This is a genomic window from Xenorhabdus sp. TS4 (genome assembly GCF_014467265.1).
GTDB lineage: Bacteria > Pseudomonadota > Gammaproteobacteria > Enterobacterales > Enterobacteriaceae > Xenorhabdus > Xenorhabdus ehlersii.
The window spans coordinates 26,454-52,892 of the sequence record NZ_NKHQ01000061.1; the positions used below are offsets into that span (position 1 = coordinate 26,454).

At 40.0% G+C, this 26,439-nt stretch carries 24 protein-coding genes and 6 pseudogenes; 16 read left to right on the forward strand and 14 right to left on the reverse strand.

The genetic code is table 11. The annotated features are described in order from the left end of the window. Nucleotides 1–6 precede the first annotated feature (6 nt). The 11 genes from Xets_RS13980 to Xets_RS14030 all read left to right on the forward strand — a co-directional run bounded on the left by Xets_RS13980 (nt 7) and on the right by Xets_RS14030 (nt 14,174). A complete protein-coding gene (locus tag Xets_RS13980; RefSeq protein ID WP_187651922.1) occupies nt 7–411 on the forward strand; it encodes a DUF6750 family protein in 405 nt (134 codons plus the stop codon). Between the two features lie 108 nt (nt 412–519). Further along, on the forward strand, nt 520–1,125 hold the full coding sequence (locus tag Xets_RS13985; RefSeq protein WP_187651923.1) for a hypothetical protein: 606 nt from the start codon (nt 520–522) through the stop codon (nt 1,123–1,125). A 2-nt stretch (nt 1,126–1,127) separates the two neighbouring features. After that, entirely contained in the window at nt 1,128–4,217 is a 3,090-nt protein-coding gene (locus tag Xets_RS13990) for an ATP-binding protein (protein WP_187651924.1), read from the forward strand. 34 nt (nt 4,218–4,251) lie between these two features. Then, nucleotides 4,252–5,478: a conjugal transfer protein TraW gene (traW, locus tag Xets_RS13995; RefSeq protein ID WP_187651925.1), complete on the forward strand. Its 1,227-nt coding sequence runs from the start codon at nt 4,252–4,254 to the stop codon at nt 5,476–5,478. Beyond that, on the forward strand, nt 5,475–6,038 hold the full coding sequence (gene traX / locus Xets_RS14000; protein ID WP_187651926.1) for a conjugal transfer protein TraX: 564 nt from the start codon (nt 5,475–5,477) through the stop codon (nt 6,036–6,038). Before traW ends, traX begins: the two co-directional genes overlap by 4 nt. Nucleotides 6,039–6,142: 104 nt before the next feature. After that, nucleotides 6,143–8,275, forward strand: a complete 2,133-nt coding sequence (locus tag Xets_RS14005; protein WP_187651927.1) for a DotA/TraY family protein — start codon at nt 6,143–6,145, stop codon at nt 8,273–8,275. Between the two features lie 31 nt (nt 8,276–8,306). Then, entirely contained in the window at nt 8,307–8,891 is a 585-nt protein-coding gene (locus tag Xets_RS14010; RefSeq protein ID WP_187651928.1) for a hypothetical protein, read from the forward strand. 144 nt (nt 8,892–9,035) lie between these two features. After that, nucleotides 9,036–10,376 (forward strand): conjugal transfer protein TrbA, encoded by a 1,341-nt coding sequence (locus Xets_RS14015; RefSeq protein WP_255430652.1) that lies wholly within the window; start codon nt 9,036–9,038, stop codon nt 10,374–10,376. Between the two features lie 16 nt (nt 10,377–10,392). Then, nucleotides 10,393–11,403, forward strand: coding sequence for a DsbC family protein (locus Xets_RS14020; protein ID WP_187651929.1), 1,011 nt, complete (start codon nt 10,393–10,395; stop codon nt 11,401–11,403). Nucleotides 11,404–11,420: 17 nt separating this feature from the next. Then, nucleotides 11,421–13,586 (forward strand): F-type conjugative transfer protein TrbC, encoded by a 2,166-nt coding sequence (gene trbC, locus Xets_RS14025; protein WP_255430653.1) that lies wholly within the window; start codon nt 11,421–11,423, stop codon nt 13,584–13,586. Between the two features lie 243 nt (nt 13,587–13,829). Further along, on the forward strand, nt 13,830–14,174 hold the full coding sequence (locus Xets_RS14030) for a hypothetical protein (RefSeq protein WP_187651930.1): 345 nt from the start codon (nt 13,830–13,832) through the stop codon (nt 14,172–14,174). A 48-nt stretch (nt 14,175–14,222) separates the two neighbouring features. On the opposite strand, the gene traI is transcribed toward Xets_RS14030, so the two are convergent. Together traI and mobA are read right to left on the reverse strand one after the other, a co-directional pair. Continuing rightward, nucleotides 14,223–16,175: a TraI/MobA(P) family conjugative relaxase gene (gene traI, locus Xets_RS14035; protein ID WP_187651931.1), complete on the reverse strand. Its 1,953-nt coding sequence runs from the start codon at nt 16,173–16,175 to the stop codon at nt 14,223–14,225. A gap of 9 nt (nt 16,176–16,184) precedes the next feature. After that, on the reverse strand, nt 16,185–16,490 hold the full coding sequence (mobA, locus tag Xets_RS14040) for a plasmid mobilization protein MobA (protein WP_187651932.1): 306 nt from the start codon (nt 16,488–16,490) through the stop codon (nt 16,185–16,187). 273 nt (nt 16,491–16,763) lie between these two features. On the opposite strand from mobA, the gene Xets_RS14045 reads away from it, so the two are divergent. Then, nucleotides 16,764–17,117, forward strand: coding sequence for a molybdopterin-guanine dinucleotide biosynthesis protein MobC (locus Xets_RS14045; RefSeq protein ID WP_187651933.1), 354 nt, complete (start codon nt 16,764–16,766; stop codon nt 17,115–17,117). A 247-nt stretch (nt 17,118–17,364) separates the two neighbouring features. Here Xets_RS14045 and Xets_RS14050 read toward each other — a convergent pair whose 3' ends face one another. From Xets_RS14050 to Xets_RS14075, 6 genes and pseudogenes are all read right to left on the reverse strand, one after another. Next, nucleotides 17,365–17,820 carry a DUF932 domain-containing protein gene (locus Xets_RS14050; protein WP_255430654.1) on the reverse strand — a complete coding sequence of 152 codons (456 nt, stop codon included), beginning with the start codon at nt 17,818–17,820 and terminating at the stop codon, nt 17,365–17,367. Nucleotides 17,821–18,532: 712 nt separating this feature from the next. Then, a complete protein-coding gene (locus tag Xets_RS14055) occupies nt 18,533–18,811 on the reverse strand; it encodes a type II toxin-antitoxin system RelE/ParE family toxin (RefSeq protein ID WP_187651934.1) in 279 nt (92 codons plus the stop codon). A 137-nt stretch (nt 18,812–18,948) separates the two neighbouring features. Next, nucleotides 18,949–19,110: a hypothetical protein gene (locus Xets_RS14060; RefSeq protein WP_187651935.1), complete on the reverse strand. Its 162-nt coding sequence runs from the start codon at nt 19,108–19,110 to the stop codon at nt 18,949–18,951. Between the two features lie 455 nt (nt 19,111–19,565). Continuing rightward, the gene (locus Xets_RS14065; protein ID WP_187651936.1) at nt 19,566–20,315 is read right to left on the reverse strand and encodes a glycosyltransferase family 25 protein; all 750 of its coding nucleotides are present in this window, start codon (nt 20,313–20,315) and stop codon (nt 19,566–19,568) included. A gap of 161 nt (nt 20,316–20,476) precedes the next feature. Continuing rightward, nucleotides 20,477–20,779 (reverse strand): HigA family addiction module antitoxin, encoded by a 303-nt coding sequence (locus Xets_RS14070; RefSeq protein WP_187651937.1) that lies wholly within the window; start codon nt 20,777–20,779, stop codon nt 20,477–20,479. Beyond that, a pseudogene (locus Xets_RS14075) lies at nt 20,779–21,056 on the reverse strand (type II toxin-antitoxin system RelE/ParE family toxin). The gene Xets_RS14070 and the pseudogene Xets_RS14075 overlap by 1 nt, the downstream one beginning before the upstream one ends. A 229-nt stretch (nt 21,057–21,285) precedes the next feature. Between Xets_RS14075 and Xets_RS14080 the strand changes: the two are divergent. Beyond that, nucleotides 21,286–21,468, forward strand: a pseudogene (locus Xets_RS14080) (IS6 family transposase); the annotation flags it as partial. Between the two features lie 138 nt (nt 21,469–21,606). On the opposite strand, the gene Xets_RS14085 reads toward Xets_RS14080, so the two are convergent. Both Xets_RS14085 and Xets_RS14090 read right to left on the reverse strand, forming a co-directional pair. Beyond that, a complete protein-coding gene (locus Xets_RS14085; protein ID WP_187651938.1) occupies nt 21,607–21,855 on the reverse strand; it encodes a plasmid partition protein ParG in 249 nt (82 codons plus the stop codon). A 64-nt stretch (nt 21,856–21,919) separates the two neighbouring features. Beyond that, a complete protein-coding gene (locus Xets_RS14090) occupies nt 21,920–22,540 on the reverse strand; it encodes a ParA family protein (protein WP_187651939.1) in 621 nt (206 codons plus the stop codon). 252 nt (nt 22,541–22,792) lie between these two features. Between Xets_RS14090 and Xets_RS14095 the strand changes: the two are divergent. After that, nucleotides 22,793–22,969: pseudogene (locus Xets_RS14095) on the forward strand (IS6 family transposase); the annotation flags it as partial. Nucleotides 22,970–23,035: 66 nt separating this feature from the next. Here the strand turns inward: Xets_RS14095 and Xets_RS14100 are convergent. Both Xets_RS14100 and Xets_RS14105 read right to left on the reverse strand, forming a co-directional pair. Next, nucleotides 23,036–23,272 (reverse strand): annotated as a pseudogene (locus Xets_RS14100) (transposase domain-containing protein); the annotation flags it as partial. A gap of 106 nt (nt 23,273–23,378) precedes the next feature. After that, entirely contained in the window at nt 23,379–23,657 is a 279-nt protein-coding gene (locus Xets_RS14105) for a hypothetical protein (protein ID WP_187651941.1), read from the reverse strand. A 225-nt stretch (nt 23,658–23,882) separates the two neighbouring features. Between Xets_RS14105 and Xets_RS14110 the strand changes: the two genes are divergently transcribed. After that, nucleotides 23,883–24,245, forward strand: coding sequence for a helix-turn-helix domain-containing protein (locus Xets_RS14110; protein WP_187651942.1), 363 nt, complete (start codon nt 23,883–23,885; stop codon nt 24,243–24,245). Between the two features lie 392 nt (nt 24,246–24,637). On the opposite strand, the pseudogene Xets_RS14115 reads toward Xets_RS14110, so the two are convergent. Further along, nucleotides 24,638–25,210, reverse strand: a pseudogene (locus tag Xets_RS14115) (LD-carboxypeptidase); the annotation flags it as partial. 45 nt (nt 25,211–25,255) lie between these two features. Beyond that, entirely contained in the window at nt 25,256–25,804 is a 549-nt protein-coding gene (locus Xets_RS14120) for a recombinase family protein (RefSeq protein WP_187651943.1), read from the reverse strand. A gap of 162 nt (nt 25,805–25,966) precedes the next feature. Here Xets_RS14120 and Xets_RS14125 point away from each other — a divergent pair. Further along, nucleotides 25,967–26,338, forward strand: a pseudogene (locus tag Xets_RS14125) (DUF4158 domain-containing protein); the annotation flags it as partial. Between the last annotated feature and the right edge of the window lie 101 nt (nt 26,339–26,439).

Genomic DNA, 26,439 nt, shown 5'->3' on the forward strand with positions numbered 1-26,439 from the left:
GTAGTAATGAGCGTTATAAAATTTCTAAAAAGTCTCCCATTGTTTGTTTCTGTTAAAGCTATTCTGCTGGCCGAAACAGTTCGTCGATACACATTTAGTGCTGTTGCTGGATTTATAGGGCTAGTATTGTCACCAGTTGCAAGAGCCGATGATGATATTGCTGGTATGGTCAGTAATCTTTTAAATGGTGTTTATTCATTAAAAGAACCAATTGTAAAAGCATCTCTAGTTCTTGGTATTGGTTTTATTGCTGTTGGTATTGTCTGCATGTCTGCCAAAAAGAACAACCCACAAATTAAAGCAACACATATCATTATTCTTTTCGTAGTTGGCGCGGGCCTTATTGCTCTCGAGCAAATTGCGAGCCGTAGCCAGAAACAGATGGGACTCAACCCAGTTTCAGTTGGCTAACATTGATGGCCGATCTATTCAGGTCGGCCACTTCTATTTCCTTGTATTGATTTCAATTTCGAAAGAAAAACTATCCAGTCATATTTCTTCTAACTATAGGGAATTTATATGTTAATTTTCTCTATTTCCCGCCATATAACGGGACACACAATATCAGCTAACCAACAAAAAAAACTGAATGATATAGCTCAAAAAGGTGGGCATTATTGCGAGTTCTGTGGTTATAAGTCACAAAATAATAGAGTCATATTCCGTGATAATAATCCTTTAAATACACAGCCCAATAACCTCGGTGTTGCAGATCCCCTTTGTCAATCTTGGCGGCAATTAGACACCATCACTGCGGAGGCTGGAGCTATAGTCTATCTCCCTGCATTAAACCCAGAAGATGTTAACCATCTACAACGTGCGATTGTTCAAGCATTAGACTCAAATGATGAATCCTATCAGAAAGACGCTAAAGCGCTGCTCAACTGGCTAACCTCCTATGAAAAACCTGTTCAACAAATCTGGGGAACATCTCATCCTCAAGCGTTTGGAGAAGCTATCAAACGCATAGCTGATGATCACAGACCTACATTATTGGAACGTTGGCGCTATTTAGCACTTGTGCTACACCCGGCCCAACTTAAAGGCAAACTAGCCACAACCAAGCTGGAAACTAGTACCACTTGGTGGAGACATCTATATCGTGATTATTGCTCTCGGAACTAAATATGATTATTGATAAAATCGAAGAAGCCTTTGCTTATTTTTCTCGCTATACGTTAGGACGAGACTTTTCGCAGTACTGTGATCTACGAACTGTCATTGGATTAACGCCAGACGATAAAATTCGCCATCCATCATTAAATGCACCCTATATCCACGTCACCGAAAGCAACGATTATGCCTCCTGCTTTGAGATATTAGGCGCATTTCGTGAATTCAGTGAAATTGAACCAAAAACACCAAATGAAGCACCAAACCCTGATAGTTTATTGCGTTTCATTTTGAAACTGCGTGACAATTTGACAGGTGACTTCAAGTCAATGGGACACAAACTCAGTATCGTGTTTGAACGAGACCCTACGCGAGGCAGAGAAGAAATTAGTCGATTAGTTGCACCGCAACGTCAATCGTTCCAAAAATTAGGGCTTGCATTGGATGATCTTGTAGATGAACAGATTACTAAAATGACACCCTATCTCGCGCGAGAACGAGTATGGCTAACGGTATACACCGCAATTGCAACACTACCAAACGCTGAAAAAAAAGAAGAAATCCAACGTCAAGATAAACAATTTAAAGATCTTCCCGAAGCTCGCTATGGACAAAACCCTGTTTATGCTGAATTCGAAGGATTGAAGCTAAGACACGATGCTTTTATCGACAAATTGATGACTGATCTTTCTGACGGCAATGAAGGTATTATGGTGCGCCTACTAGACGCACATGAAGCCGGTTACATCATCCGAGATGAAATTGAACGAACCAGTACAGACAAAACTTGGCAACCATTACTGCCTGGTGATCGAGTTATTCCTCACGGAAAAATGCGGGGTGAAGATATTAGTGCTTGCCTTGCCCCTCATCTCAATTTTCAATATTGCGACACAGAGGTGAAGTCCTTAGGAAACATTGTTGAAGTAGGTGGACTATATCATGGCCAATTAGCTATAACATTGGCTCCTCAACGCCCAGAACCGTTCAGTCAGCTATTTAAGAAAGTTCCTCGTCAAATCCCATGGCGTATACGCTTAGATCTTATGCCTGGGGGAGGAGAAATGCTGCGTAGTAAGAATAATTTGCTAAGTTTTGTCGCATTTATCCCTTCCTTACGCGATATTTATCAGTCTATATCGTGGTTGCTTGCACAAGACAAAAAAGATCCCGTTTGCATAATGAGCATTACTGCTAGCTCATGGGATGAAGATAAAAGCAGAATGCAGCGGAATCTAACTTTGTTACAAAAGTCGATTCAATCGTGGGGAGTTTCTAGTGTCACACGAACATTCGGGGACCCAATTAGAGCATGGATTAACACACTACCGTTAGCATCCAGTTTCAGCGCCCCCACCCTGATATTCCCACCATTATCTGAAGGACTAAAGCTAATGCCACTACAACGGCCAGCAAGTCCTTGGGGGAACGAAGGGAACGTAATATTTCAAACGATTGACGGAAAACCCTATCCGGTGCAATTAGCCAGTAGCATCCAAGAAAAACATACTGAATTATTAGCCGGTGCCCCAGGCTCTGGCAAATCATTATTGGCCAACAGAATGCATGTAGACGGAGTATCCACAGGCAGTGCAGAAATTCCATTTATGGCTATGGTTGATAAAGGTTTCACCGCTCAGGGATTCTATGATCTGATGAGGGATAGTTTACCCCCTGACCAATTAGATAAAGTAATTAGCATCATTTTGCGCAATGATGCTGAACATTGTCGTAATCCATTCGATATATCTCTAGGTTTGAAATACCCAATTAGTACAGAACGTGAATACCTGCTGAAAATGTTGATCAGTTTATGTATTGATCCACAAATTAACATGCCCCCCGATGCTGCCGCTTGCAGACAAATCATATCTATGGCCATAGATATTGCTTACAAAAAGAATAGTGATACTGAACCATTACGCTATGGCCCTTCGCTAATCCCAGAAGTGGATAATGCATTGAAAGAAAGCGGCTGTCTTTCTGAACATGATTCACAATGGTGGGAATTGTCTACGTGGTATGAAGTTCGGGACATGTTATTTGATAAAAGTTATGTGTATGAGGCCTCACTTGCACAAGCCCAGGCAGTACCAGAACTTAATGATCTACAGGGTGCACTCAACACAGAGCAAATGCGGACAACATTTGCACAAGTTAACCGCCCAGGTTCTAATGAGTCTATGTTGCATTATATTTCACGTTGTTTCACACAGGCGCTGTCTGATTACCCACTGATTTCTGGACGTACCCGATTTACTGTCAGCCCTAACACACGAATTCGAGTTGTTGATGTTAACAACGTATCTGGTGATGATTCCCCAGCAGGAAAAATTCGCACTGGTATTATGTATCAATTTGCGCGCCATCTTGCCGGTGCAAACGATTTTTACCTGCCTCAAAACCAAAACGAGTTATATGCCAATCTGGGTTCTCGCTATATTGATCTACACAGAAAACGCATCGAACAATTGGATCAGGAAAGTAAGCTCATATTTATGGACGAACTACACAATATCAAAGGAATCGAAACGTTGTGGGCTGCTCTGCAGACCGAAGATCGTGAGAAACGTAAATTTGGTGTCCGTACTGTTTTCGCATCTCAGTATCTAGATGATTACCCTCAACAGCTTTTGGAGTCAGCTAACTCCTTATACCTCATGCGTGTACGTCCCAGCGATTTCAAGGTATTGGAAGAAGTCTTCAATGTTCCACTATCAACACTGAATAAATTTCTCAATACTACGCGGGGCCCAGCACCAGATGGCAGTGGCACCACATTTCTGGCTGTTTTTCAAACCACAAATGGGAATGTTGCTCAACTTTTGAAAAATACGGTTGGACCACGCCTTTTATGGGCTCTAAATTCTACCCCAAAAAATCGAGCTCTTCGCAACATGCTATATGAAACTCTAGACGGAAAATTAGCTCGAGAGCTACTTGCCACAGCTTTTCCTAGTGGTTCAGCCGAGAAGCATATTGATATGTTAAAGAAAAAATCCAATCTCGATAATGAAGATGGTGCAATCAGAATGTTAGCTAACGAGTTACTGTCCAAAGCTGGATACATTCAAGGTAATTCAATCTCCAATCGGCCCCACTAAGATTAAAGTCTTCCTTACTTATCCTGGAAATATAATGAAGTCCAATACCCCTATTTTACCTCGAGTATCCCTACTCTCCGGCTTGATATTTTACATTACATTGACCAATCAATCATTTGCAGGGTATCCCGTTACCGTATTGGAAAGTGTCCCCGTTACAACACAAGTTACTCCAGCACTTGGAACAATGAGTGCCACTTTAAGTGAAATCGCCACAACTCAACACCAAGTTGGAGCGGCTATTAACCAAAACGGTAGTAAAATTGCTACACAGATTGAGCAATCAGCGCAAGCACAGCGTGATCAAGATATCTTTGCTCGTCAGACAGATAAGTTAGAGCAAGCACGACGAACCTATACCGTTCCAGATAGTATCTGTACTGAGTCTGGTTCAGGGATGGCATCACAAATACAGGGCGGAGCGCGAGCGCAGCAAAGTTCGTTAGCCAGTGGGAAAGGAATTAGTAACAGCAAAATTCGCCATAGTGTAACCACACCTACTCCAGCACAAGGACAAACACAATTTCGGACAGCAGCCATTCATGCTGATTATTGTGACGCTGTAGACTTTGCTGCATATGGTGGAACACCTCTATGTAAGGCTGTTTCTGAGTTACCTGGTGGTGATAAGCGCTTAACGTCATTATTGGATGGGGCGGGTAAAGATGGAAAATCTCCCGACCTTACTTTTGATCAAAAGCAGACCGATGCTGCCATAGCTTACGTATTGAATAGCTCCTCAGCATCAGCCGGCAAGCAATTAAGTAAGGGAGAAGTCAAAACAACCTCAGGGCAACAATATATGGGGTTAATGACACAATACGAAGCTATCAACTCTGCAGCTCGCGAACCGATGCTGGCTATGGTGGCCGCAAGCCAACCCAATGAAGCTACACGCGATGTACTCAAAGAAACTCTTATGGCTCCTTCCGCATCTGCATATTTTAATCAAACTGTATCAGACGAAGCTAAACGTACCGGCATAATGTCTGAAAGAGAATTTGAACAGTTTGAAGTCGGTAGACGTTATGCCAACACAAATTACCAAACAGACTTGCAGAATATGGAGGGTGATAACTTAATGCGTGAATCAGTCCGAACTCAATCACTGCAAAATTGGTTGTTACTAGGTATAAAACAGCAATTGCAGAAAAATAATATTCTACAAGGACAACTACTTTCGCTTAAAGCGACCGAATCCTACCGCCCTCAGTTACAGATGAAAATGCAAGAAGTGAATGCAGGAGCTGCACGACCATGATTGATAAAACTAAAGAAAAATCCACTAATTGGAATCGCCGAACTGTAAAAATTATTTATTACATTTCTAATGTATTCTTACCATTATCTGAGGTACGTTACACTGCGGCAAAAATAGGACCATCTTTTGTTAAGAATATCAAACGAGTAAAACATCTATTTCTTTCCTCTCAACTTGAGAAAAAGCTCCAACAACCACTACTTAGTTTTGATGAAGCAATAATCGCAAGTGGCATGACAATTGAAACATTGAAGCAATGTTTTCTACGTCGTAAAAAGTTATGTTTATCTTTAGCTGCTATTCCGTCACTATTAGTCATCTGCATCATTTTTGTTGTGCTATTCAGTGAGATATACACGCCACTATTATTTATAAAAACTCTTGTATTAACTCTAGCCTTACTCTCTCTAGCTGCATTACCGTTTTTTCAAGCGTTGATATGTAGTTGGCGATTATGGCAGCTAAGTCAGCACCGAGCATCACCAATGGAACGAGGAGGATTTGCGGATTTTTTATCTGAAAATTCGTGGATTAAAACAACACTAAGTTTTAGACAGTAAACGTTATAACGCCAAAGAGCATAATTATACATTCTGCCCCTATCCCCAATATATCAGCTAATCAGCAAACATCAGCAAACATCAGCATCTTATACGAGACTTCTATGAATACCATTCGAAAATTAATGGCTAGCGTATGTCTTTACTTGTTTACTCTCAACGCTTGGGCGGATTCATCGATCAATTTTGACACTATAGAACAAGCGGCCAAGCGTTCCAGTGATCTTTCACGTCAAATCTTAGTTATGGTATTTGGTGACGTTGTAACAGATCCATTTTCAACTAATTCCAGTATGATTGGAGAACTATTCTTTGTTTTTAACGGCATAGTAATGATCATTGCCGTTGTCTGGTTCATCATCGTAGCATTAAAACATTTAACAAAAGCGGGACAACACGGAAAAATCTTCAATAATGGAAAGTCTATGGTAGGCCCAGTAACCACTACTGCTGGTTTCTTCTGCTTAGTTCCCACTGTCTCGGGATGGTCAATCGCACAACTAAGTTTTTTATGGGCAGCCTCAATAATGGGCATAGGGAGCGCAAACCTTGTTACAGATCGCATTGTTGATTTACTTGAAGATGGGTATTCATTAGTTGTGCAACCTACCGCCCCGCAGACTTTAAGCTCAGCCCGTGCTATCTATGAAATGAATTTGTGTATGTACGGTATCAACAACGAACTAAGCACTATGTATCAGCAATTTGGGCAAGGAGGAACCCCTCTTATGAGCATAAAAAGTACTACAGATGGATTTGAGATTGGGAATGGTAATGCTCTATGTGGTTCTGCACGATTACCTGAATCCATAAAAAACAAAACAATGGATTGGCTGTTTCCTGCCTCTGTTGATACCGATCGAATTATTGACGCTCAACGTAGCGCTATGAACGAAATGCAAAATAATTTATCTCAATCAGCTTCCGAGTTTGTTACCGCTCTGCTTAATAAAAAAATGAACGGTAGTGGCACATTGCCTGATGCAGAGACAAGCATACAAAAAGCAGCACAAGCATATGAGGATCGCATTAATCAAACATTGAGAACTCAAGGACAATCAGACGAGCTAGCTTCTGTATTATCTGCTCAGTTAAGGAAGAATGGTTGGTTGGCTCTGGGTTCGTGGTATCAAACATTTGCTACCGCAAACAATAAAATTAACGAAGCAGTGCAACTAAAACCAATCATTGCTGGCATATCTGGATTAGGCGACTTAGGTGCCGGGGATACCTATAAAAGCATCATGACCGCCTACCAAACACAGTTACAGCATACCCCCTATACGCCACCACTAGGTACTCAGAGTCCTAAGAACACACAACAAGCAACTGATGCCTCAGATCCCTCAGCCGTATTTGTTGGAATTTTTAATTCACCAGGGCAAAGATTATCAAACTATATAGTAAAAAATATTGGCAATGGCGATTTTAATCAAAATGGGCAGATCAATCCTTTATTGAAAATGAAAAATATAGGTGATTACATTCTTATTTACACTGAAAGTATTTATACAATATTTGCAGCAGCAAAAATAGCGAGTGAAACCGCTGGAAATAACTTCCTTTTAAATATTGCATCACTCGGATTAGTACAGGCTGCACCTGCAATCATGAATTCGATCACTCCATTAGTGCAATTTATTTGTGTATTATTGTTTGGCATTGGATTTAGTTTATCTATTTATCTGCCATTTATACCTTTCATCTATTGGATTGCAGCCACTGCTAATTGGATCGTTAGTGTATTAGTAGGTGCCACTGGCGGTTCATTATGGGCTGCTACACATATTGGTATTGAGAATGAAAGTGGTCATCGTTCATCATATGGCTATATATTTCTTATCGATGTTATGATTCGACCAATGTTAATGGTATTTGGATTTATTTTTGCCAGTATAGTAATCGTAGCGCTTGGAACACTCTTGAATATAATGTTCGGCGCTACAATTGCTAATGTACAGGCGAACTCTATAACTGGGTTAGTTTCGTTGGTCGGTATATTAATGGTCTATGCAAGAATATGTACTACTACTGTTAGTAGAGTTTTTGCGTTACAAGTGACTATGCCTGATTATATAATTTCATGGTTAGGCGGCCGAGAAGCAGCGAGCATTCTTGGGGGAGTGGCTGAATCCACAAAAAGTATTTTTGCCGGTTTTAGTCGTGGACTTGAACGCAGCCCGGATGTAAACTATACAAAAGATAATAAATCACCACATGGGGATGGTATAAAATAAATAATATCATGCCTTATATAGGAGATATTCCATGACATTTATAAATAGCATAAGGAAATCATACGTTCCTATGGTATTCGTTTTACAGTTAATTATCGTTCCACTTTGTATAACTATTATTGGAAACTATTTATTTTACATGGACTTTTTTAGTTTCACACCTTACATTGCCTTAATGGTAATAGCTGCACTTTTCTTATCTAATCGATTTGTTTTTTCAAAAACAACTTCACAATTAAATAAGTTAAAGAAATCTTTTGGTGATGTAATATTCTCCCCCAACCCAGAGTTAGAATATTTTGATTTTGCCAATGGCAAATATATTGGCATAGATAAAGAAAATGGAAGGATACTAACCATATCCCTCTATGATAGAGATAAGCCAATATTAACAGGATACGATTTTTATGATTGGGCTGGTTACGATATACAAGGATACAAACTAACACTAAAATTCAATAACATTTTCCATCCATATTTTTCAATTAATAGTACTGCTAAAATAAAACCGTTCTGCCATAGGCTGGATGTACTATTATCACCATCATTTAGTCCAAAAATAAAAACAGACAGTTCATTCAATGAACTTGTGCAGAAAAAATTTCAATTCTGTTGATTTTGCTGTAGAGCGTATTTTTTTCGAAAAGAGCGTCTTATCAACGTTCTTTTTTTATTTTCTGATAATCCCATTCTTGGTGTCATCCCACCTTTTCATAGCCTGTAGATCAGTCTACAAGCTATTTTTTGTTCCGGAGCGACAATGTATTCAAAAACGGCACAGCCGCCACAACAAGGTCAAGAACAAGGTCTGATGTTGCTATTAACCTTTTTCCTATTATGTTTTTTAATTTGGATATACCAATCTCCTATCATGTATGGATGTTGTTGGCTCCTTTATCAACTTTGGATGCTTTGTGATTTTCCCCGAATTCATGGCTATGTCGCAGAACGGATTAACTTATTAGCCTGGGCTGCAGATAGAGTTAATGATCTTAGTTGGAATGAGTTTATTAGCATCATGAATAAAACTGCAGGTATTCTGATGCTCCCTTTAAGTATCATCGTCGCTGGAAGTTTGGTTGCAATCCGAAACCATCCAAGTAACCGAACTCGTAGGAATATTGATGTTTATTCACTACCACATATCATGGCTCAACTTTCACCCTCAATTATCCCAGCTCTTTGTTACGGTGATAAGAAAACACAGCTACTTAACATTGATCCTCCTGAGCATCGAAGTGCTCAGACACCTGACGAATTCGCTTTGCAGCACCAACTTATTATTGGAGAACGTCTAGAGCGAGATAAGACCCGAGAAGTATTCATGAAACAATTGGGAAATCCATTAACGGGATTTTCTTCTCTCAATCCCTATGAACGAGCCTTATTTGCAGTATTCGGCCTGCAGTTTTTTTTGAATGATCGTAAAGCTGCTGAAAAATTGCTAGATGACCTTAATCGCTCTTGTCTAATCAAAAGCCGGCGTGATAACGGAAAGAAAGGTTACCCAATATTAAGCCTCTCTAATAGCGCTTTTAACCGGGTTACTCAGCATCCCGAAGCTGGACGTTGGTTGCACCATTACAGTACTACACGCACAGCAATATTTGCACTTCATGATCAAGATTTGCGTTTACCCGGTGCCCGTTTCCGCTGGCTAAAAGGCTTAGATCGGACTCTTTGGTATGCTTTAACTTCCTCTGGGCGTCCTAAAGTGTTTGTCGAAGGTGCTGGAGTTATTGCCGCTGCAAAATGGGAACGACTCATTTCCGATGTATCCCAGAGATTACAGGTAAGTATACCTCGACCTGAAAATTGTATGGATATAGCTATCGTTGGGCTTGAAGAGGATCTTAAAAGTATTGGACTAATCTTAGGAGAACATATCCCACAGGACAATACAAAAACAATAGAACCCAAAGAGCTAGAATATGAAGAAGATGAAGAAAATGAAGAAGATAGTGAAATAGTCATACTTCGCTCACACGAGCCTACTGAAACTGATACACCATCTAATTCAATACAAACCAATAGCCAACAAACAGAAAACGCTCCCTCTAAACAAAGAAATTTTTCTCGCCCGAGAGCTAGACGCCCTTAATAACAGGAACACAATTATGTCGCATTCATATTCTGCATCACTGCAAGGTAAAACCCTGTCTGTTATCTCTGATCAGCCATACAAAGATACATCTTTAATAATTATGGAATTGGGTAAAAACTATCGCTTTTATATCAATGATAGAAGTGTTTTTCATGACAATATAAAACAACGCCCAGCAATGATTTATACGGCACAAAATAACGATGAAGCAAGGATGGTTCTTCATGCCATCAATAAGGAAATAATCCGCAGCAAAAAACAAAGAGAAAACAGAAGAAAAATCGCTGGTTGTAGCTTATTAACTGGAGCTATAGTTTTAATCATTGCCACTGCATGGAAAGTAGGAATAACCGAAGGTAGTAATTTAGCCCAAAACATTCAACCAATGCCTAGTACAGTAGGTCAACCTTATTCTACCAGTATATCTAGCAGGCATTCCCTTCACCCACTACCTGACACTATAGTTCCTGTTTCTTCAGTCACTCCAAATTTACCGGTAGAACAACCAAAACCGGCAATAAAAACAGAAGAATATGAATTCACAGCACCACGCTTATCTGCAGCAGCACAAAGCGGGAAATATACCATCCCGCTATCTTCTGGCCATGCGAGAACACTGTATGTTTTTTCTGACCCAATGTGCCCAAATTGTAAAATTATAGAACCTGCTTTAGAAGAATTATCCCATAATTACAATATAGAAATATTCCCTGTGTCAATAATAGGAGGCCAGCAAACAGCAAGCCTAGTGACACCAATCCTGTGTCTTCCATCTCAAGATCGTAAGCCTTTCTGGAAACAACTATATCAAGCCGATGTTGGTATGAATCCAAACAACCAACAAGCATCCTTAGACTCTTGTGATATAGGGGAACAAGCACTAACGAAAAACGATGCAGCCTTTAATTTTTATAATCTTCCTGGCACTCCGTCATTTTTGGCTGATGATGGCCGTTATATTCCTCTTAACTCACTGAAAAGTAATGATGCTCTTACGGCTTTTCTCAATTCACCAGTCCAATAACACTCTAAGAACTTCCCATGACTAAACCTATTGAGGTCGATTCGCGCCGAGTTCGCCGGCCAATCGGCTATACCTTTATAACTGACGCACTTCTATCCCCACTAGGTGTACAACTCTTAATGGTTGCCGGCTTAATTTTTGGCTGGTTGTATCCCGTTAGTTTATTACTCAGCATTCCAGGATTACTTCTCCTGATAGTTTTATTTAGCGACCAACCTTTCCGTATGCCATTACGTATGCCCAAAGACATTGGAGGCATAGATTTAACCACAGAACGTGAAATACCTAAATTTCGCAATGGCGCTTGGGGGCTATTCCGTTATGTAGTACGCACACGCCAATACATGCCTGCAGCCGGCATCATGTGTCTGGGATATGCACGAGGGAAATCCCTAGCTCGAGAGCTGTGGTTAACGTTAGATGACTCATTACGACATATGTTACTTCTGGCTACTACAGGTTCAGGTAAAACAGAAGCCTTGTTATCTGTATTTCTGAATGCAATCTGTTGGGGACGAGGGATTTGTTACTCTGATGGTAAAGCTCAGAACACACTAGCATTTGCCGTATGGTCGCTTGCTCGTCGTTTCGGACGAGAAGACGATAATTATGTATTGAATTTTATGACTGGCGGCACTGATAAATTCGAGGCACTTTTAAAGAATGCCAAAACGCGACCACAATCAAACACGATCAATTTATTTGGTACAGCAAATACTACTTTCATTATTCAGTTGATGGAATCCCTGCTACCTACTCCGGGGAGTAGCGATGCAGGCTGGCAAGACAAAGCTAAATCCATGTTGACCGCTGTTGTTTATGCTGTTTACTACAAATGTAAGCGAGAAAATCGCAGGATCTCTCAATCGGTCATACAAGAATATTTACCTTTAGTAAAGCTAGCCAGGCTCTATCAAGAAGCTAAAAAAGACAATTGGCACAAAGACGCTTATGGTCCGCTGGAAAGTTATTTTAATACTCTGGCAGGGTTTCGTATTGAGCTAATCAATCGCCCCTCAGAATGGGAACAAGGTGTATTTGATCAGCATGGTTATTTAATCCAGCAATTTAACCGTATGCTAACCATGTTTAACGACATCTATGGCCATGTATTTTCTCGCGATGCAGGTGATATAGATATAGAAGACGTACTACATAATGACCGCATCTTAACGACAATGATACCGGCGTTAGAACTCTCAAAAGGTGAAGCCGCAAATATAGGCAAGTTATACATTTCTGCTATCCGAATGACTATGGCCAGAGATCTAGGCTGTGAGCTTGAGGGAATGATTAACGATGTACTTATTGTCAAAAAATATGCCGGCAAGTTCCCATATCCAATAGCTATGGATGAATTAGGAGCCTACTTTGGCCCAGGTATGGATAACTTAGCCAGCCAAATGCGTAGCCTTGGTTATATGTTGATCGTATCCGCGCAAGACATTCAGAGATTCATTGCAGAACACAAAGGTGAATACATGACAGTCAACGCTAACCTTCTGACTAAATGGTTTATGGCTCTACAAGACGAAAAAGATACCTTCGATTTGGCTAAAATAACAGGGGGCAAAGCATATTACTCTGAACTTGGAACCGTGGAGCAATCTCCCGGTATCTTTACACCGAATTATGAAGACGCAAACAGCAATTATATCAGAGAAAAAGACCGGTTAAGTCTTTCTGATTTAAAAGATTTAAATCCTGGTGAAGGAATGATTTCATTTAAGAGTGCCCTAGTACCAAGTAACGCAATTTACATACCCGATGATGAAAAGATGACATCATCCTTGCCGATGCGTATAAATCGATTTATTGATGTGCAATCCCCTACAGAAACAGAGCTTTTTGCCCAAAACCCAAATTTGCAACTAAAACTCCCGCCATCAACACAAGAAGTGGATGAAATTCTACAACTTCTAAGTATGCCCGCTTCCACTACTGCAATGATGGGTATTATGGACCCTGTTCTTAAGCGCGTTGCAGCTGTAGCTTTTGATTTAGATAACCGTGCTGACATTAGCTATACTCCAACTCAACGGGGGATATTGTTATTTGAAGCAGGAAGAGAAGCTTTACACCAAAATAAACGCAAATGGCGAACTATACCAACGCCTCCCAAACCTATCCGTGTATCTAAAAAAATAGCTCAGACATTAGCGAATACGGGAGAAGATGTATGACTGATACGTTAATGTGTCAGTTAGACTCGATAACAGTTACGTTATAATGCACTATAGGACAATTCTTGGATATGGTCATATCCTACACTGGACAATTTAAATTACATATCCAATGTAGATAAATAAGATGCTTAAAATATTCTTAGTGAATAGCTACAACAAGCTTCCATCTATCAAAGGATATTTAAGCAGCTACACCTAAAACACCAACTCCCTGACCCAAATTATTAAGGACTCGTAGGCATGAGTGACAATAACCTGAATTATCGACGAGGTTATATTGAATTAGTCAAACTATGCACATTGATGCTTAACACGATAGCAACCGATGTTAAAAACGGTGATACTACAATCATGGTTCAATCTTCTGGACAACAATTGAGTGCGGAAAATGTAGACCTGATTATTGAAGAAAGCAGGATACTGCTTCATTCAATTTCACCATCAGAATCATTCGATTTAGCAGAGCATGATGCTTTATTCAGTCGATTAATGGACTTGTTTAGTGCACTCTATGGCAACGATCATGGTGCTTGGCTAAGTTACCAACCTGAGTTTGAGAAACGAAGAAAAATGCAAATGAATTGATCGTGAAGCCGACTTTTAAGTCGGCTTTTTTTGCAAAAAATTTTGTCGTTATTTAGGATTATAACCAGAATCCAGTTTATATTTTTCAGATAGTACTGACTTAATTTCCTCTGGCTTCTGCTGTTGTAAATCAGTGGATTGTGATTGATACACAGTATCATATCCCGCCATTATCCGCTGTACTGGATCAGTCAGTGGCAATGGTTTATCGCCTCCGTCATTAAACCATTCAACCATTTCACAAGCCTTACCAATAAAAGCTGGCTCACCAGAAAACATCAGATGTTCGCCACTTTTACTCTCGGCCAACGCCATCCCTCCGGCTATGTGTTCTCCGTCATTAGCATGGTAATCATTGATCTCAATACAGCTCCCCTTATCCTGTAATTGAACTACACCATCACGAGAATACTGTATAGTTCCATCTTTAGTGATTGCTGGTGAATAACCATCAAGTTCAAATGCTGGGGTATCATCAGCTACGGCACAAATAATGGCATTAGATGAAATATTGCCAGTCCTAATATTTCTTTTCATCCTATGAGCCCAACCTCGCAATTGGGCAATTGCAGCCTGATCTTGTTTCAGTGCTTGTTGTGATACCCATTCCTGATAAGACAACCGACGGTTTGCAGGATCAGCCTTAAACGCTTCTCGTTCAATACGAATTTCAATCCTCAATGCAGCCATCGATTTCATCCGCTCAACTTCAATAATGTTATATGTCAACTTGCGTAATAGCGGATCATTGATAGCAACACGAGCATGATTTTTACGCCAAGCAAAACGTTTAGATTCATTTTGATAACGCAAGCGAATCGCTTCCCTATCCATTTCTGGTCTAACCCATTCGGCTTTATAATCTTTATAACGAGATTTTAAATCCTCTCTTGCCGCAGCCCTTTCCAATCTTCTTTCCAAACGAACATTCATATCACGAAAATGCAAAGTGGGTTCATAACGAAACTCATGCACGATAGCATTTTTCACAAAATGAATATTATCTGTCGTATAAACCCCTACTTCATTCAAAGGCTGAAATTTACCAAGATCCTTTTCGAGACAACTTAACGTTAAGTCTGGATGGACGCTACTTGCTTTAACTGGTGGTAATTCTGGATTATCAATAGAGTATATTGCTAACCCTTTTCCTTTTGGTTTCAACTCCAATCCAGCACGAACTAAGATACGATGAATATCACTCCAAGACATATTAGGGTCTGACATAGCTTCATCAATTTTGAAGCCACATTCACTGGTCGCATAAGTGTGAAGACTCTCGACATCAGCATAATATTCAAGTGATTTAGCTCCTGCAGGAACAGGTTGGTTATCACGTTTTGAGCGTACAATTTCTTTATTTTCATTAACAACAAAAAAACCATTGGTACGTGTCCAGTTATATTTAAGCTCAAGCTCCCTAGCAGCATATTGCAAACGGATTTTGGTAAACGAATCGTCTGCTGTTTTATATGTTTCAGGATGAATACGATTAGCCGAAACATGACAATGGATATTATTGGTATCTGTATGAATAGCAGCTACGTACTGGTGGTCAAGCATTCCAAGTGCATTCAAACTATGACGAACACTTTCAAAAATTTGTTCTCTTGAAGGGTTATCTTCTGTTGGCCATGAAAGAAGATAATGAAGAACCGGATCTTTGCAACGTACATTTTGCAACGAAACTGCGTTCATTTCTATTGGTGCAGTAGCAATGTTAAAACAGTTCGTTTCACATATCACACCATCAAACAAAACCTGAGTATATCCACTCGGATCTGCATGGAGGATGTGTTGAATATCGGCCTCAGGATTTCGAGTTATATAATTAACTAAGTGGTTGAAAATTTCCCCCTTAGAACCAGGACGACGCCAGCCTAGATGTTCAGGTTCAATTGGCGTATCAGGTTTATCCTCATCACGGATAACGGTATAGGCTATTAGCTTGAGAAAGCTACTTTTGCCATCACGCCTTTTTTCCGGAATTCGAATAATCATGTTACAAAATCACTCCAAACCAACTTTTAAGATCGCTTTCTGAATAGAAACCAAAACCTCAGAATATTCTTTACTTAACACCCCTCCGCCCTCTTTGAACAAATGCTTCTGCAAGCCACCTAAACGACGAAGTTCCATAATTAATTCAGTATCACACTTTGCTTCCATTCTACGACCAAGAGCACTACGCAACATAAAAGCTCCGATACTTAGCCCTGCTGCCTCTGCCTTTTTTTTGACAACTTCTTTTTCCTCTGGGAAACAACGAATACAAGGAAGAAAATCTGTTCTGTTCCGACTTTCGCTTTTACTCATAGTGTATTTCCCTTTTAGTTTTTCCAGTAAGTAATAGTCTCGCTGGGGTGTCGGGGCTGTGCCCTGACCAAGAGTTTTGTAAAACCAACTGTGGGCAGGCGGTATTACAAAACACATCTTGTCCGCTTTTTGGTATTGGTGATTCACATCATACTTGATAAAAAAGTTATTGTCATTACACCAGATAATAGTCAATGGAGGTTTATTAGATTGATTTTGCTAGATATACTATCTATCGCATATTAAGCACACGTTATTTAACAAAGGAACCTCATGGCTACTCAAGAATTTTTCTCGATTGATGATATAGAAACTGTTAAAGAACAGTTGCGAAACATGCCAGATATGAACAAGCAGAGAATGACAAAACGTCAAGCTCTAGATGAAATGAAAAGGGAATTGTTAGAACTAGCTGTCAATAAAGGATATAAGACAGATGAAATAAAATCAGTACTTGCAGAACTTGGGATTACTGTTAGCGTAAAGATGATTAACGACATTATTTTAGAAAACAAAGAACAAAAAAAGACAAGAAAGTCAAATAAAAAAATCAATAAAAATAATACTCAAAGCTTATCATTGGAGCTTAACACGCTTCAAACTAATTCGAATGAAATTGAAGAATAACGTTTATACAAAAAAGCGGCAAAAAATTGCCGCTTAACCTCAACTATCTCAAAATGTTTTTCATTTTTTCTGCTAAACTTTACATAGCATTATTTAGCTGTATATCTCCTGTTATTCCATTAACTCACTTTGTTCTAGTTTTCTTACCATAAACAGTTTTACCTCTCACCCCGCCTTTTATAATATTTTCTTGTACACGTTGATATGTTGTCCAAAGATCATTTTTATTATCTTCCCATCGACGGGGTTATAAAATGTCCTGTGGTAACACAGGAATATGATTATCATACTTATACTCTAATACACTTTCAGCAAAGGCTATCTGGGCACTTTTACTCAGTTGGATGCCCTTCATCTCATCGTGAGAATCATTTATTTTTACAAACATATCTACTACTGTGTAAGCATCTTCGATAACTTGTCCAACGACACCCCCTTTATGGGGAACGCTGATATCTCCAAACGTTTCACCACAAACTAAACCATTATTACAAACGAAACGAAAGACTTCGGGGATCATCTGATAACTGCTGCTACCATCGTGACTATTAACTAAAATGATCTCTGGAACATCATCTAACAAAATCTCTCCTTCACGCCGTAAACGCAACATATGGCGAGCATGTCCAAGCAAAAAATGATAAAAAGGAATGACACCAGAAAAAATATTTTCATCCTTAGCATTGCCGTAGATATGCGGCAATAGTGAAAGCGGTGTGAACGCAAGTTCACTGCAAGCGATCCATTTTCGAGGGTATCGTTGGCCACAGCTAGAAGGAACAACTACCGGAAATGGATACAAGTAAGTGAAAAGTAGAGAATACAGATCTGGAGCCTAGACATCTGTCACCGAGCAAGAAGTACCGCGTTAAGCTGTGACGCAAGGGGATACACCTGAACTCTGCCTTTGTCTGTAAGAAGGCCGGGGTTGCCCGGTATCCTTTGAATCCGGCATCGCCGGACGGTGAAGCGGCGCGTACACAACGTGGACGCTGCAAGCAGTTTTTTATTGGTGGTGTCGGCTCAATGCCGACCAACCGCCAACATCCGCAAAAGGAAAAGAATACTTATAAAAATTCGCCATCGTATAAAGCGATAGCGATCTACCCAATTAAATTTTCTGTCATGACATATGGGATAAAGTTGCAGACTTAAATAGAGGGATTAATTTTGAAATATCAACAACTTTTTCCGCCTTATTAAGGCCATAAGACTCCTGCAACTTTAACCACCTGCCAAGAACCTTAGACAACCTCACAGCCTCTCTGGCGTGACGTCTACTTTGCACGTTATCAGACGTTGAGCTGTAGAAGGGGCAACATCCAATTCCAAAGCAAAATCACGGATACCCAATCCTAATTATTCCAAAGAGTCCCAAATAATTTCACCAAGATGAGGGGGATTTAACATCTTCATTAATGATAATCCTCATAGTTAACAATATATGCGTCACCATCAATAAACTCGAATGTCACGCGCCAATTTCCTGATACTTTAATTGACCACTGATTCCGTCTATCTCCAGTTAATGAATGTAGATCATATCCGGGTAGATCAATCTCCCATATATACTCAGCGTCATGAATCGCAGCAAGTTGCTGCTTGAGCTTTTTTGCATGTTGAGGATTAATACCAGCTGTAACCTCTTTTTCAAAAAAGAGGCGTAGCCCCTTATGCTTGAAATTCTTTATCATTTTTAATTGCTCCCCGTTGCGCCACAGAAATCATTATATCAACGTGCTCCCTGATACGCAACACTTTTTTTACCAATCAAATACAGGAAATTCGAATAAAGCGTCAAATTCAGTAGAAAGATAACGTTTTCTTTACTTTATTTTTGTGAAACAAATACAAACCGATAATCTTTATCGTTGTTTTTCTCTTCCCACTGACTGCGGGCAGAATCTTTGTCTTTTGCTTTGACATATTGAACACATTCAACGAGTTCACCATGAAAATTTTTCCCTAAAAAATAGACTTTAAAAATATTCACTTTTACTCCTTTGCCACTCATGAGCATGTCAGTATAAAAATCTTCTTTCTGGTGTATCCCCCTTTCTGGTGTATCCCCCTTTCGGCTTCTTGCCGGGCGCGGTGCTTCTTGCGCCGTGACTCTTTAGCGGCACAGGGTTTAAGGGACGGCGTCAAGGGAGCTACCGCAGGCCGCAGCGCAAAGGAGCGACCAACGGGAGTGAATGCGAACGGGTGAGGATACGGACTTGATGACGGCACGCCCTGTGCAATCGTCTGTCACGGCGCAAGAAGCACCGCGCTAAGCTGGGGCGCAAGGAGATACACCAGAATGCGGTTTTTGCCTGTAAAAAGGCCGGGCTTGCCCGGTATCCTTTGAGTCCGGTATTGCTGGTATAGGCTCAATGCCGATTAGCGCCAATACTGACGAAGAGAGGAAAAAACTTGTAGCAGCACCTTATAACGGAGCATTGCTATTTATGCTTTTTGAATATCAAATATAAATTTTTTATTCAGAAACTCTTTCATTTTGTAGATATGATAATGCCGATAAGTTTTTTTCGCCTTACTTCTTTGTTTTGGCCTTAAGCTAGTATTTTTCTGCCTATCTTCTTCAATTGATGAAGTTACACAAGATGCATCGCCATTGTGAATAACAGGGTTTAGTAAGCAATAAATGTTAGCAATATTAAGAATCCTAAAGATCCCCCACATATCAGCCTCAAATCTAATTGGTGACATATTGTCAATCAAATTTTGTGCGGCTTGATAATTCACAACATATCCGTAAGCATAACTGGCTTCGTAGATAGAGTAAAAACTAAGATTATTAGACTCTATTTTTTTATTTTTTATATAACTTTTAGCTTTGTTTAACAAATAAACATTAGGCACATTGCAATTATCAAAATCCTTTATTTCGCTAATTACTTTATTTATTTTCAAAGATAATAAAGCATCATCCTCTAAAATAAGAGCCAATGGAATTTTTTCATCGACAATTCTTTTATATATCTTCAAGTGACTTAAAGCACACCCGATCTCACCTTTAGTTAATTGACATTCAGGGTAGTTAAACACTGAATCCATTAGTTGGTTATCAGTTAACGTATAACCATTCACGGCACTGATAAATTCTACATTATTTAATTTAAATTTTTCAATTTCGCGTTGAATGTTTTTCCGTCTATTTGTGTCTTTTTCTAGATTAATGACAAATACTTTCATGCGTATATAAATTATTGTAAATAGTGTGACACAAGCGCAAAAGAGTTCAGGCCACTACGACAGTAACAACTGACGTAAAGTGCCATATTTTCCGAATTCTGAGGCTATCCTTAATAACTTGATTGTAGTTAGGCGTTTTAGTGTCGCCTAACTAGTCTTCATTAAGCATGGGATAAAATTGCAGGCTTAAACAAAGGGGTTAATTTTGAAACATCAACCAATTTCTCCGCCTTATCGAGGTCATACGATTCCTGCAATTTTAACCACAATCGAGGGCTGCTACCAAGAACCTTAGACAACCTCACCGCCATTTCTGGTGTGACGGCTGCCTTGCACGTCACCAAGCGCTGAGCTGTAGAAGGGGCAACATCCAATGCTCTAGCAAGATCACGAATACTAAAACCTAACTCTTCCAAAAAATCCGCAATAAGCTCGCCAGGATGAGGGGGGTTTAACATCTTCATTAGTGATAATCCTCATAGTTAACAATATATGCGTCGCCATCAATAAACTCGAATGTCACGCGCCAATTTCCTGATACTGCAATTGACCACTGATTCCGTCTATCTCCAGTTAATGGATGTAGATCATATCCGGGTAGATCAATCTCCCATATATACTCAGCGTCATGAATCACAGCAAGTCGCTGCTTGAGCTTTTTTGCATGTTGGGGATAATACCAACTGTAACCTCTTTTTCAAAAAAGAGGCGTAGCCCCTTGTGCCTGAAACTCTTTATCATTTTTAAGTGATCCTTGCTGCGCCACAAGAAACAATATAGCAAATCGCTCCCTATTACGCAACACTTTTTTTACCAATCAAATACAGGAAATTCAGACAAAACATCAAATTCAGCAGAAAAATGAATTAGTTCAACGCTGTTTCTTTTCATATAACTAATAATCAATTTTGGCTCTGTCGCATTAAGAACAGATCGGTTAACGTACGCGCTTTTGCAGAGTGAGTTGTCAGTGTCTTTAATCCGAAACGCCTTCGAACGTCTACACTATCCTGTCGATATTATCGCGCAGTGTGTCCGGTGGTATCTCGCTTATGCCCTGAGCTTACGAAACCTGGAAGAGATGATGGCTGAGCGTGGAATAACCGTTGATCATTCCACGTTATCTCGCTGGATTCACCGCTTGGTTCCATTACGCCTCAAACGTTATTGAGCGGTATTGAATTGGTCAATATGATTAGCCGCATAAAAAAAATCACATCATTTTCTCTTGCTAGCGCTCTGTTAATGCGACAGAACTGATAATGGTAAGTCTTTTTCTCGATGTTTTAGTTCACTCTAATGGGTCTTCTGCGTTGTTCTTTAACCAATCATCGACAAGTTTATTTATTACATCAGTGATAGACATTCCATTACTTGCACAAGCAGCCTTAAAGCGTTTGTGCTTTTCTTCATCAAAATTAACGTTTACTCGTTTAATTTTTACCTCTTCTGGAGCCGGAGAGCTCACTACATGCTCCAGATCACGATGTTCGCCAAAGGTCATTTTTTTATTGCCACTATGAGCTTTTTCCAATGCCATTTTATCTCTCCCAAAAAACACGAATTGCACAAATGAGCAAATACACAAAAAAGCAAATGAGTAATTACTCAAATAATTTAATTATTTCTTTTGTCAGAATTTCTATTTCACCTTTTGCGGACCCATCATTTAATTCAAATATACTATCACCATCTAATATTGATTTAACGTAGGCTTGACGTTGTGTAATTGCAGTACGGAAGAGTTCAACTCCTGTATCTTTAATACTTTCTTTGAGCACCTTAAGCATTGTTGCTTGCTCTATCTTACGTGTTATAAGAAAACGAGCCTCAACCTTACGACTGTAAGCCTGTGCTTCCAGTACTGTTACGACACTACCCGCAGCAGAAAAATCCAATGGGCTTGGTGTAACAGGAATAATGACAAGATCACTCACCATAACTGCCGCAGATGTGATAACAGATAACGATCCGGCCCCGTCTACAATGACAAAATCATATTCAGCTAAATCCTTTCTGACACCGTATACATCCTTTTCAGAAGCAGCTGTGAACACATCAAAAGCGGCTTTACCTGATTTGCTCCAGTTTGTCAGGCTTAATTGAGGATCAGTATCTACAACCGCGATATTCAGTCCTGAACGAGCCATTGAAGTACTGATGTTAATCACTGCCGTTGTTTTACCTGATCCGCCTTTTGGATTCAGGAAAGAAATAACTTTCATGCGCAATCCTCAAATGTGTTTTTACTCATTTACTTAAATATGTATTAATCATACTCAAAATACCGCCATAAGCAAATAACCATTCACTTATTTGAGTAAATGATTATTTTGATATTTACTCAAATACTCGCTTGAGTAAACGCAAAATTTAGCACATCTAACTGATAAAATTGGAGTTTACGACATTGGGAGGGCTCTGTCGCATTAAGAACAGATCGGTTAACGTACGCGCTTTTGCAGAGTGAGTTGTCAGTGTCTTTAATCCGAAACGCCTTCGAACGTCTACACTATCCTGTCGATATTATCGCGCAGTGTGTCCGGTGGTATCTCGCTTATGCCCTGAGCTTACGAAACCTGGAAGAGATGATGGCTGAGCGTGGAATAACCGTTGATCATTCCACGTTATCTCGCTGGATTCACCGTTTGGTTCTATCATAAGGGCTGTATTCCTCAACAATGTCATAACGCATCTTGCTTTTTATCGGCGTCAGGAAAAGCCAGGTCTAATTTGTCACACACATCATGGATAGAACGGTTTCTCATGAGCCCAATGCCCAGCACTAGCCACACGGCTTGTTCGGCGGGAAATCGACGTTTTCGCACCGTGGCTCGGCCGGTTTCTTTAACCGCTTTAGTCACCCATGCCATCGGAATGTTTTGGCTAAAGGCATCCAGAGATTCGGGGTAATTAAATGCCGCAGTAGCTTGGAGTTCACGAGAAAATGCAGACATAAAAATCGGCCTCAAACAATCAGTTGAGGCCGATTATGACTTATCTTGATTTGCTTAAGCGAGCGGTATTAGGGATAATACTCCCCTTATCCATACAATAAATCAATTAATGACGATACTTAGAAACATTAAATTTAATATCAAATTTATCCATAACAAAAACAAACGTCAGTTCATATTTGTATTTCATATCGCTAGAAATATTTTCATCATGAAATACCTTTAACAATATAAAAGCACAATTCAAAGCAACTAAAACCGGATTCCGAGCAGATACAATAACCTCAAAAATTTGATCGGCCAAAACGGATACTTCATCAGACTCCCAAGATAATGACTTCAAAGAGCTGATTAAATCAAAATAAGTAATAATTTTACCAGTCAACACAAACCCCATACCTTTAAGCAGTGGAAAATAATTTTATTTGTTATAATTACTACTAGTAACTTTAAAAATTCCCCGGTGAAAAAGCCATTTTTAGGTAAACCCTTTCATCACGGTATCTCAAAAAGATATCTGTATGCTTAATAGGATACCTGTAACGTATTCTGTAACAGTGGTAAAAAAGAATCAAGATAAAACCCTAAAAGACATTTATATTTTTTATATATGAACCCACAGCGATTAGTAGAAGCAAGACAAGAAAAAGGCCTCTCTCAACGAGAAGTAGGCGAAGCGCTAGGAATAACTAGCAAGGATAATGCCGCGAGAATAAAGATCAGCCGATATGAGAGAGGTATTCAAACACCCCCCTATGACGTAGCCTGTCGAATTGCCGAGATTCTAAATGTACCAACCTGTTACTTTTATATCGACGATAAAGATTTCGCTAAACAGGTTTTAATTCTGTACAAGAATAATTTTGAAAATGGATTTGAAAACGAACTCATCAATATCCTGAAAACCGAAAACAAAGAATATAAGCAAACCTTAAAAGACTTTAAGGAAAAGCTGAATTCCCTATCCCTCTAAAAAGAACATCACGTTTGCTTTTAGGTCAGGAACGCCACGAAAAGCAAACGTAAAACTTAAGCGTTACGTGAATATTTTCACGTAACCTTCAATGGCGACTAAGATAACAAAAACTTTGCCTACAATAAAAAGGAATCAACCTTGTTCTGAGAAGAATTCGCCATGTACGGGGTATGAGAGCCAACGGAACGAAAACGCACGCTAAGAAGTTAACTTATTGTTTATAAAAAACAAATAAATTATTGTTATTCTAGTTTATGTATTTCCAATACAGGATGAGGTAAGGATAATCATTTGGGAAGGAACTAATGCTGTTAAGGAATCTGATAGATGAGAAAAGGAAAGGCGACAATATGAAGACTTTCCTTTATATGGGAGTATTTGCTCATTGATTATAACTGTTGTATCACTGAACCACAGCCAGCCCTGAATTCGACTTTTGCCAGTGCACCATTAACCAATGATATTTGAGGCGGGATATGACCAATGTCTACGTCATAAAGGACAGGAACTGTAAGGTCACCTAGTACCGCGCGCAAAGCATCAATGTAGGTATGCTTTGAAGCGTCACTGGTATTTGGTCCTGCACTTCTGCCAATGAGAATACCCTGTAAATCAGTAAACCAGCCCTGTAAGCGCAGGCTAAGTAATGCTCTTGTTAATTCGCAGGGATCCATTTCGACATTTTCGAAATAGAGGATAATCCCTTCATCACAATGATTGGCATGAAAAAGTGGAAGATTTCCAAACTGGGTTCCAGCTAAGCGGGAAATAATATCGAGGCATCCACCCAGCAGACGCCCCTGAAAACAGGCATCATAACTGGCTATATTTAATGCCTTCCATTCGGTTTGCTGTGTCAGGTTAAATCCGGCGCAGGTATTAGTTCCCCATTGATTTTCTTCGATTTGAAATGCAACGGAGGCATGCTGTTGAACCGCAGTCCCCCGATCACTCTCAAGAACGGGTTCCGCCGAAGAACCCCCAAAAGTGACGATTCTGAGAGTACGTTACGTTGTAGCGAGGATTTTATAGACCGTAGAACGCGCTATTTTTAATTGTCTCGATATCTCTGTTGCACCGATACCTTGCTTGTGAAGGAGGCGAACTTGAGCTTTGTTTATTGTGGGTTTGCGACCAAATTTAATCCCCTTCGCTTTGGCCTCCAAACGTCCCTCGTTAGTCCGTTCCAGTATTCTTTGGCGTTCTGCCTGGGCCACCGCCGACAAGATGGTGACCACCATCTTACCCATTGTTCCTTCTGTGCTGATCCCATCATCCAGAAATCTGACCGCCACTCCCAGTTTATCGAATTCCTTTATTAGTTGGATCATATCGACCGTATCACGACCAAGACGATCCAGTTTTTTGACTAGGATTACATCGCCCTCTTCAACTTTCAGGCGTAACAGGTTCAGCCCATTTCGGTTTGTATGGCTCCCAGACTCTTTGTCAGTAAATATCCGGTTTGCTTTCACACCTGCCTCTTTTAAGATCTTTAACTGAATATCAAGGGACTGCTGACTGGTTGATACCCGTGCGTAACCAAAAAGTCTCAAGAAAGTGTCTCTCATATCGATTTGTAGACAGTCGATGTCTACTTTTAATATAAAACGATTTAATAGACAGTATAACTGAACGATTTTATGATGTCCGATAAATCATAACATTTCGGACGGTTGCATAATTGTAAAAAATAACCGTCAAACAGTGAGGCTGGTATGCCCGTCGATTTTCTGACCACTGATCAGGAACAGAATTATGGTCGCTATACCACAGAACCCAACGGCGTGCAGCTGGCCCGCTATTTTCATCTTGATGAGCGGGATCTTGCTTTCATTAACCAGCGGCGGGGAAAGCATAACCGGCTGGGGATTGCGCTTCAGCTCACCACCGCTCGTTTCCTTGGCACCTTTTTAGCGGATTTAACCCAGACTCTGCCAGGCGTGCAGCGATTTGTCGCCGTACAACTTAATATCCACCGTCCGGAGCTCCTCTCGCGCTATGCTGAACGGGACACCACACGCAGGGAGCACACCGCGCTGATTAAAGAGTATTACGGCTATCATGAATTTGGCGATTTTCCATGGTCTTTAGGGGTTTCGGGAGCAATGGAACAGTGAACGCCGTTAAGTGGTCAATTTAAATAGCCATTTAATTATAAATCAATAGATTAATTTTCTTCATTGAAAGG

Bases quoted from the DNA above. Each gene is read 5' to 3' on its own strand.
- Xets_RS14110 (WP_187651942.1), top strand. From the start codon at position 23,883: ATGAACCCACAGCGATTAGTAGAAGCAAGACAAGAAAAAGGCCTCTCT.
- traX (WP_187651926.1), top strand. From the start codon at position 5,475: ATGATTGATAAAACTAAAGAAAAATCCACTAATTGGAATCGCCGAACT.
- Xets_RS13990 (WP_187651924.1), top strand. From the start codon at position 1,128: ATGATTATTGATAAAATCGAAGAAGCCTTTGCTTATTTTTCTCGCTAT.
- Xets_RS14090 (WP_187651939.1), bottom strand. From the start codon at position 22,540: ATGAAAGTTATTTCTTTCCTGAATCCAAAAGGCGGATCAGGTAAAACA.
- Xets_RS14065 (WP_187651936.1), bottom strand. From the start codon at position 20,315: ATGAAAGTATTTGTCATTAATCTAGAAAAAGACACAAATAGACGGAAA.
- traW (WP_187651925.1), top strand. From the start codon at position 4,252: ATGAAGTCCAATACCCCTATTTTACCTCGAGTATCCCTACTCTCCGGC.
- Xets_RS14045 (WP_187651933.1), top strand. From the start codon at position 16,764: ATGGCTACTCAAGAATTTTTCTCGATTGATGATATAGAAACTGTTAAA.
- Xets_RS14030 (WP_187651930.1), top strand. From the start codon at position 13,830: ATGAGTGACAATAACCTGAATTATCGACGAGGTTATATTGAATTAGTC.
- traI (WP_187651931.1), bottom strand. From the start codon at position 16,175: ATGATTATTCGAATTCCGGAAAAAAGGCGTGATGGCAAAAGTAGCTTT.
- mobA (WP_187651932.1), bottom strand. From the start codon at position 16,490: ATGAGTAAAAGCGAAAGTCGGAACAGAACAGATTTTCTTCCTTGTATT.
- trbC (WP_255430653.1), top strand. From the start codon at position 11,421: ATGACTAAACCTATTGAGGTCGATTCGCGCCGAGTTCGCCGGCCAATC.
- Xets_RS14005 (WP_187651927.1), top strand. From the start codon at position 6,143: ATGAATACCATTCGAAAATTAATGGCTAGCGTATGTCTTTACTTGTTT.
- Xets_RS14010 (WP_187651928.1), top strand. From the start codon at position 8,307: ATGACATTTATAAATAGCATAAGGAAATCATACGTTCCTATGGTATTC.
- Xets_RS14085 (WP_187651938.1), bottom strand. From the start codon at position 21,855: ATGGCATTGGAAAAAGCTCATAGTGGCAATAAAAAAATGACCTTTGGC.
- Xets_RS13980 (WP_187651922.1), top strand. From the start codon at position 7: ATGAGCGTTATAAAATTTCTAAAAAGTCTCCCATTGTTTGTTTCTGTT.
- Xets_RS14015 (WP_255430652.1), top strand. From the start codon at position 9,036: ATGTATTCAAAAACGGCACAGCCGCCACAACAAGGTCAAGAACAAGGT.
- Xets_RS14070 (WP_187651937.1), bottom strand. From the start codon at position 20,779: ATGAAGATGTTAAACCCCCCTCATCCTGGCGAGCTTATTGCGGATTTT.
- Xets_RS14020 (WP_187651929.1), top strand. From the start codon at position 10,393: ATGTCGCATTCATATTCTGCATCACTGCAAGGTAAAACCCTGTCTGTT.
- Xets_RS13985 (WP_187651923.1), top strand. From the start codon at position 520: ATGTTAATTTTCTCTATTTCCCGCCATATAACGGGACACACAATATCA.
- Xets_RS14055 (WP_187651934.1), bottom strand. From the start codon at position 18,811: ATGATAAAGAATTTCAAGCATAAGGGGCTACGCCTCTTTTTTGAAAAA.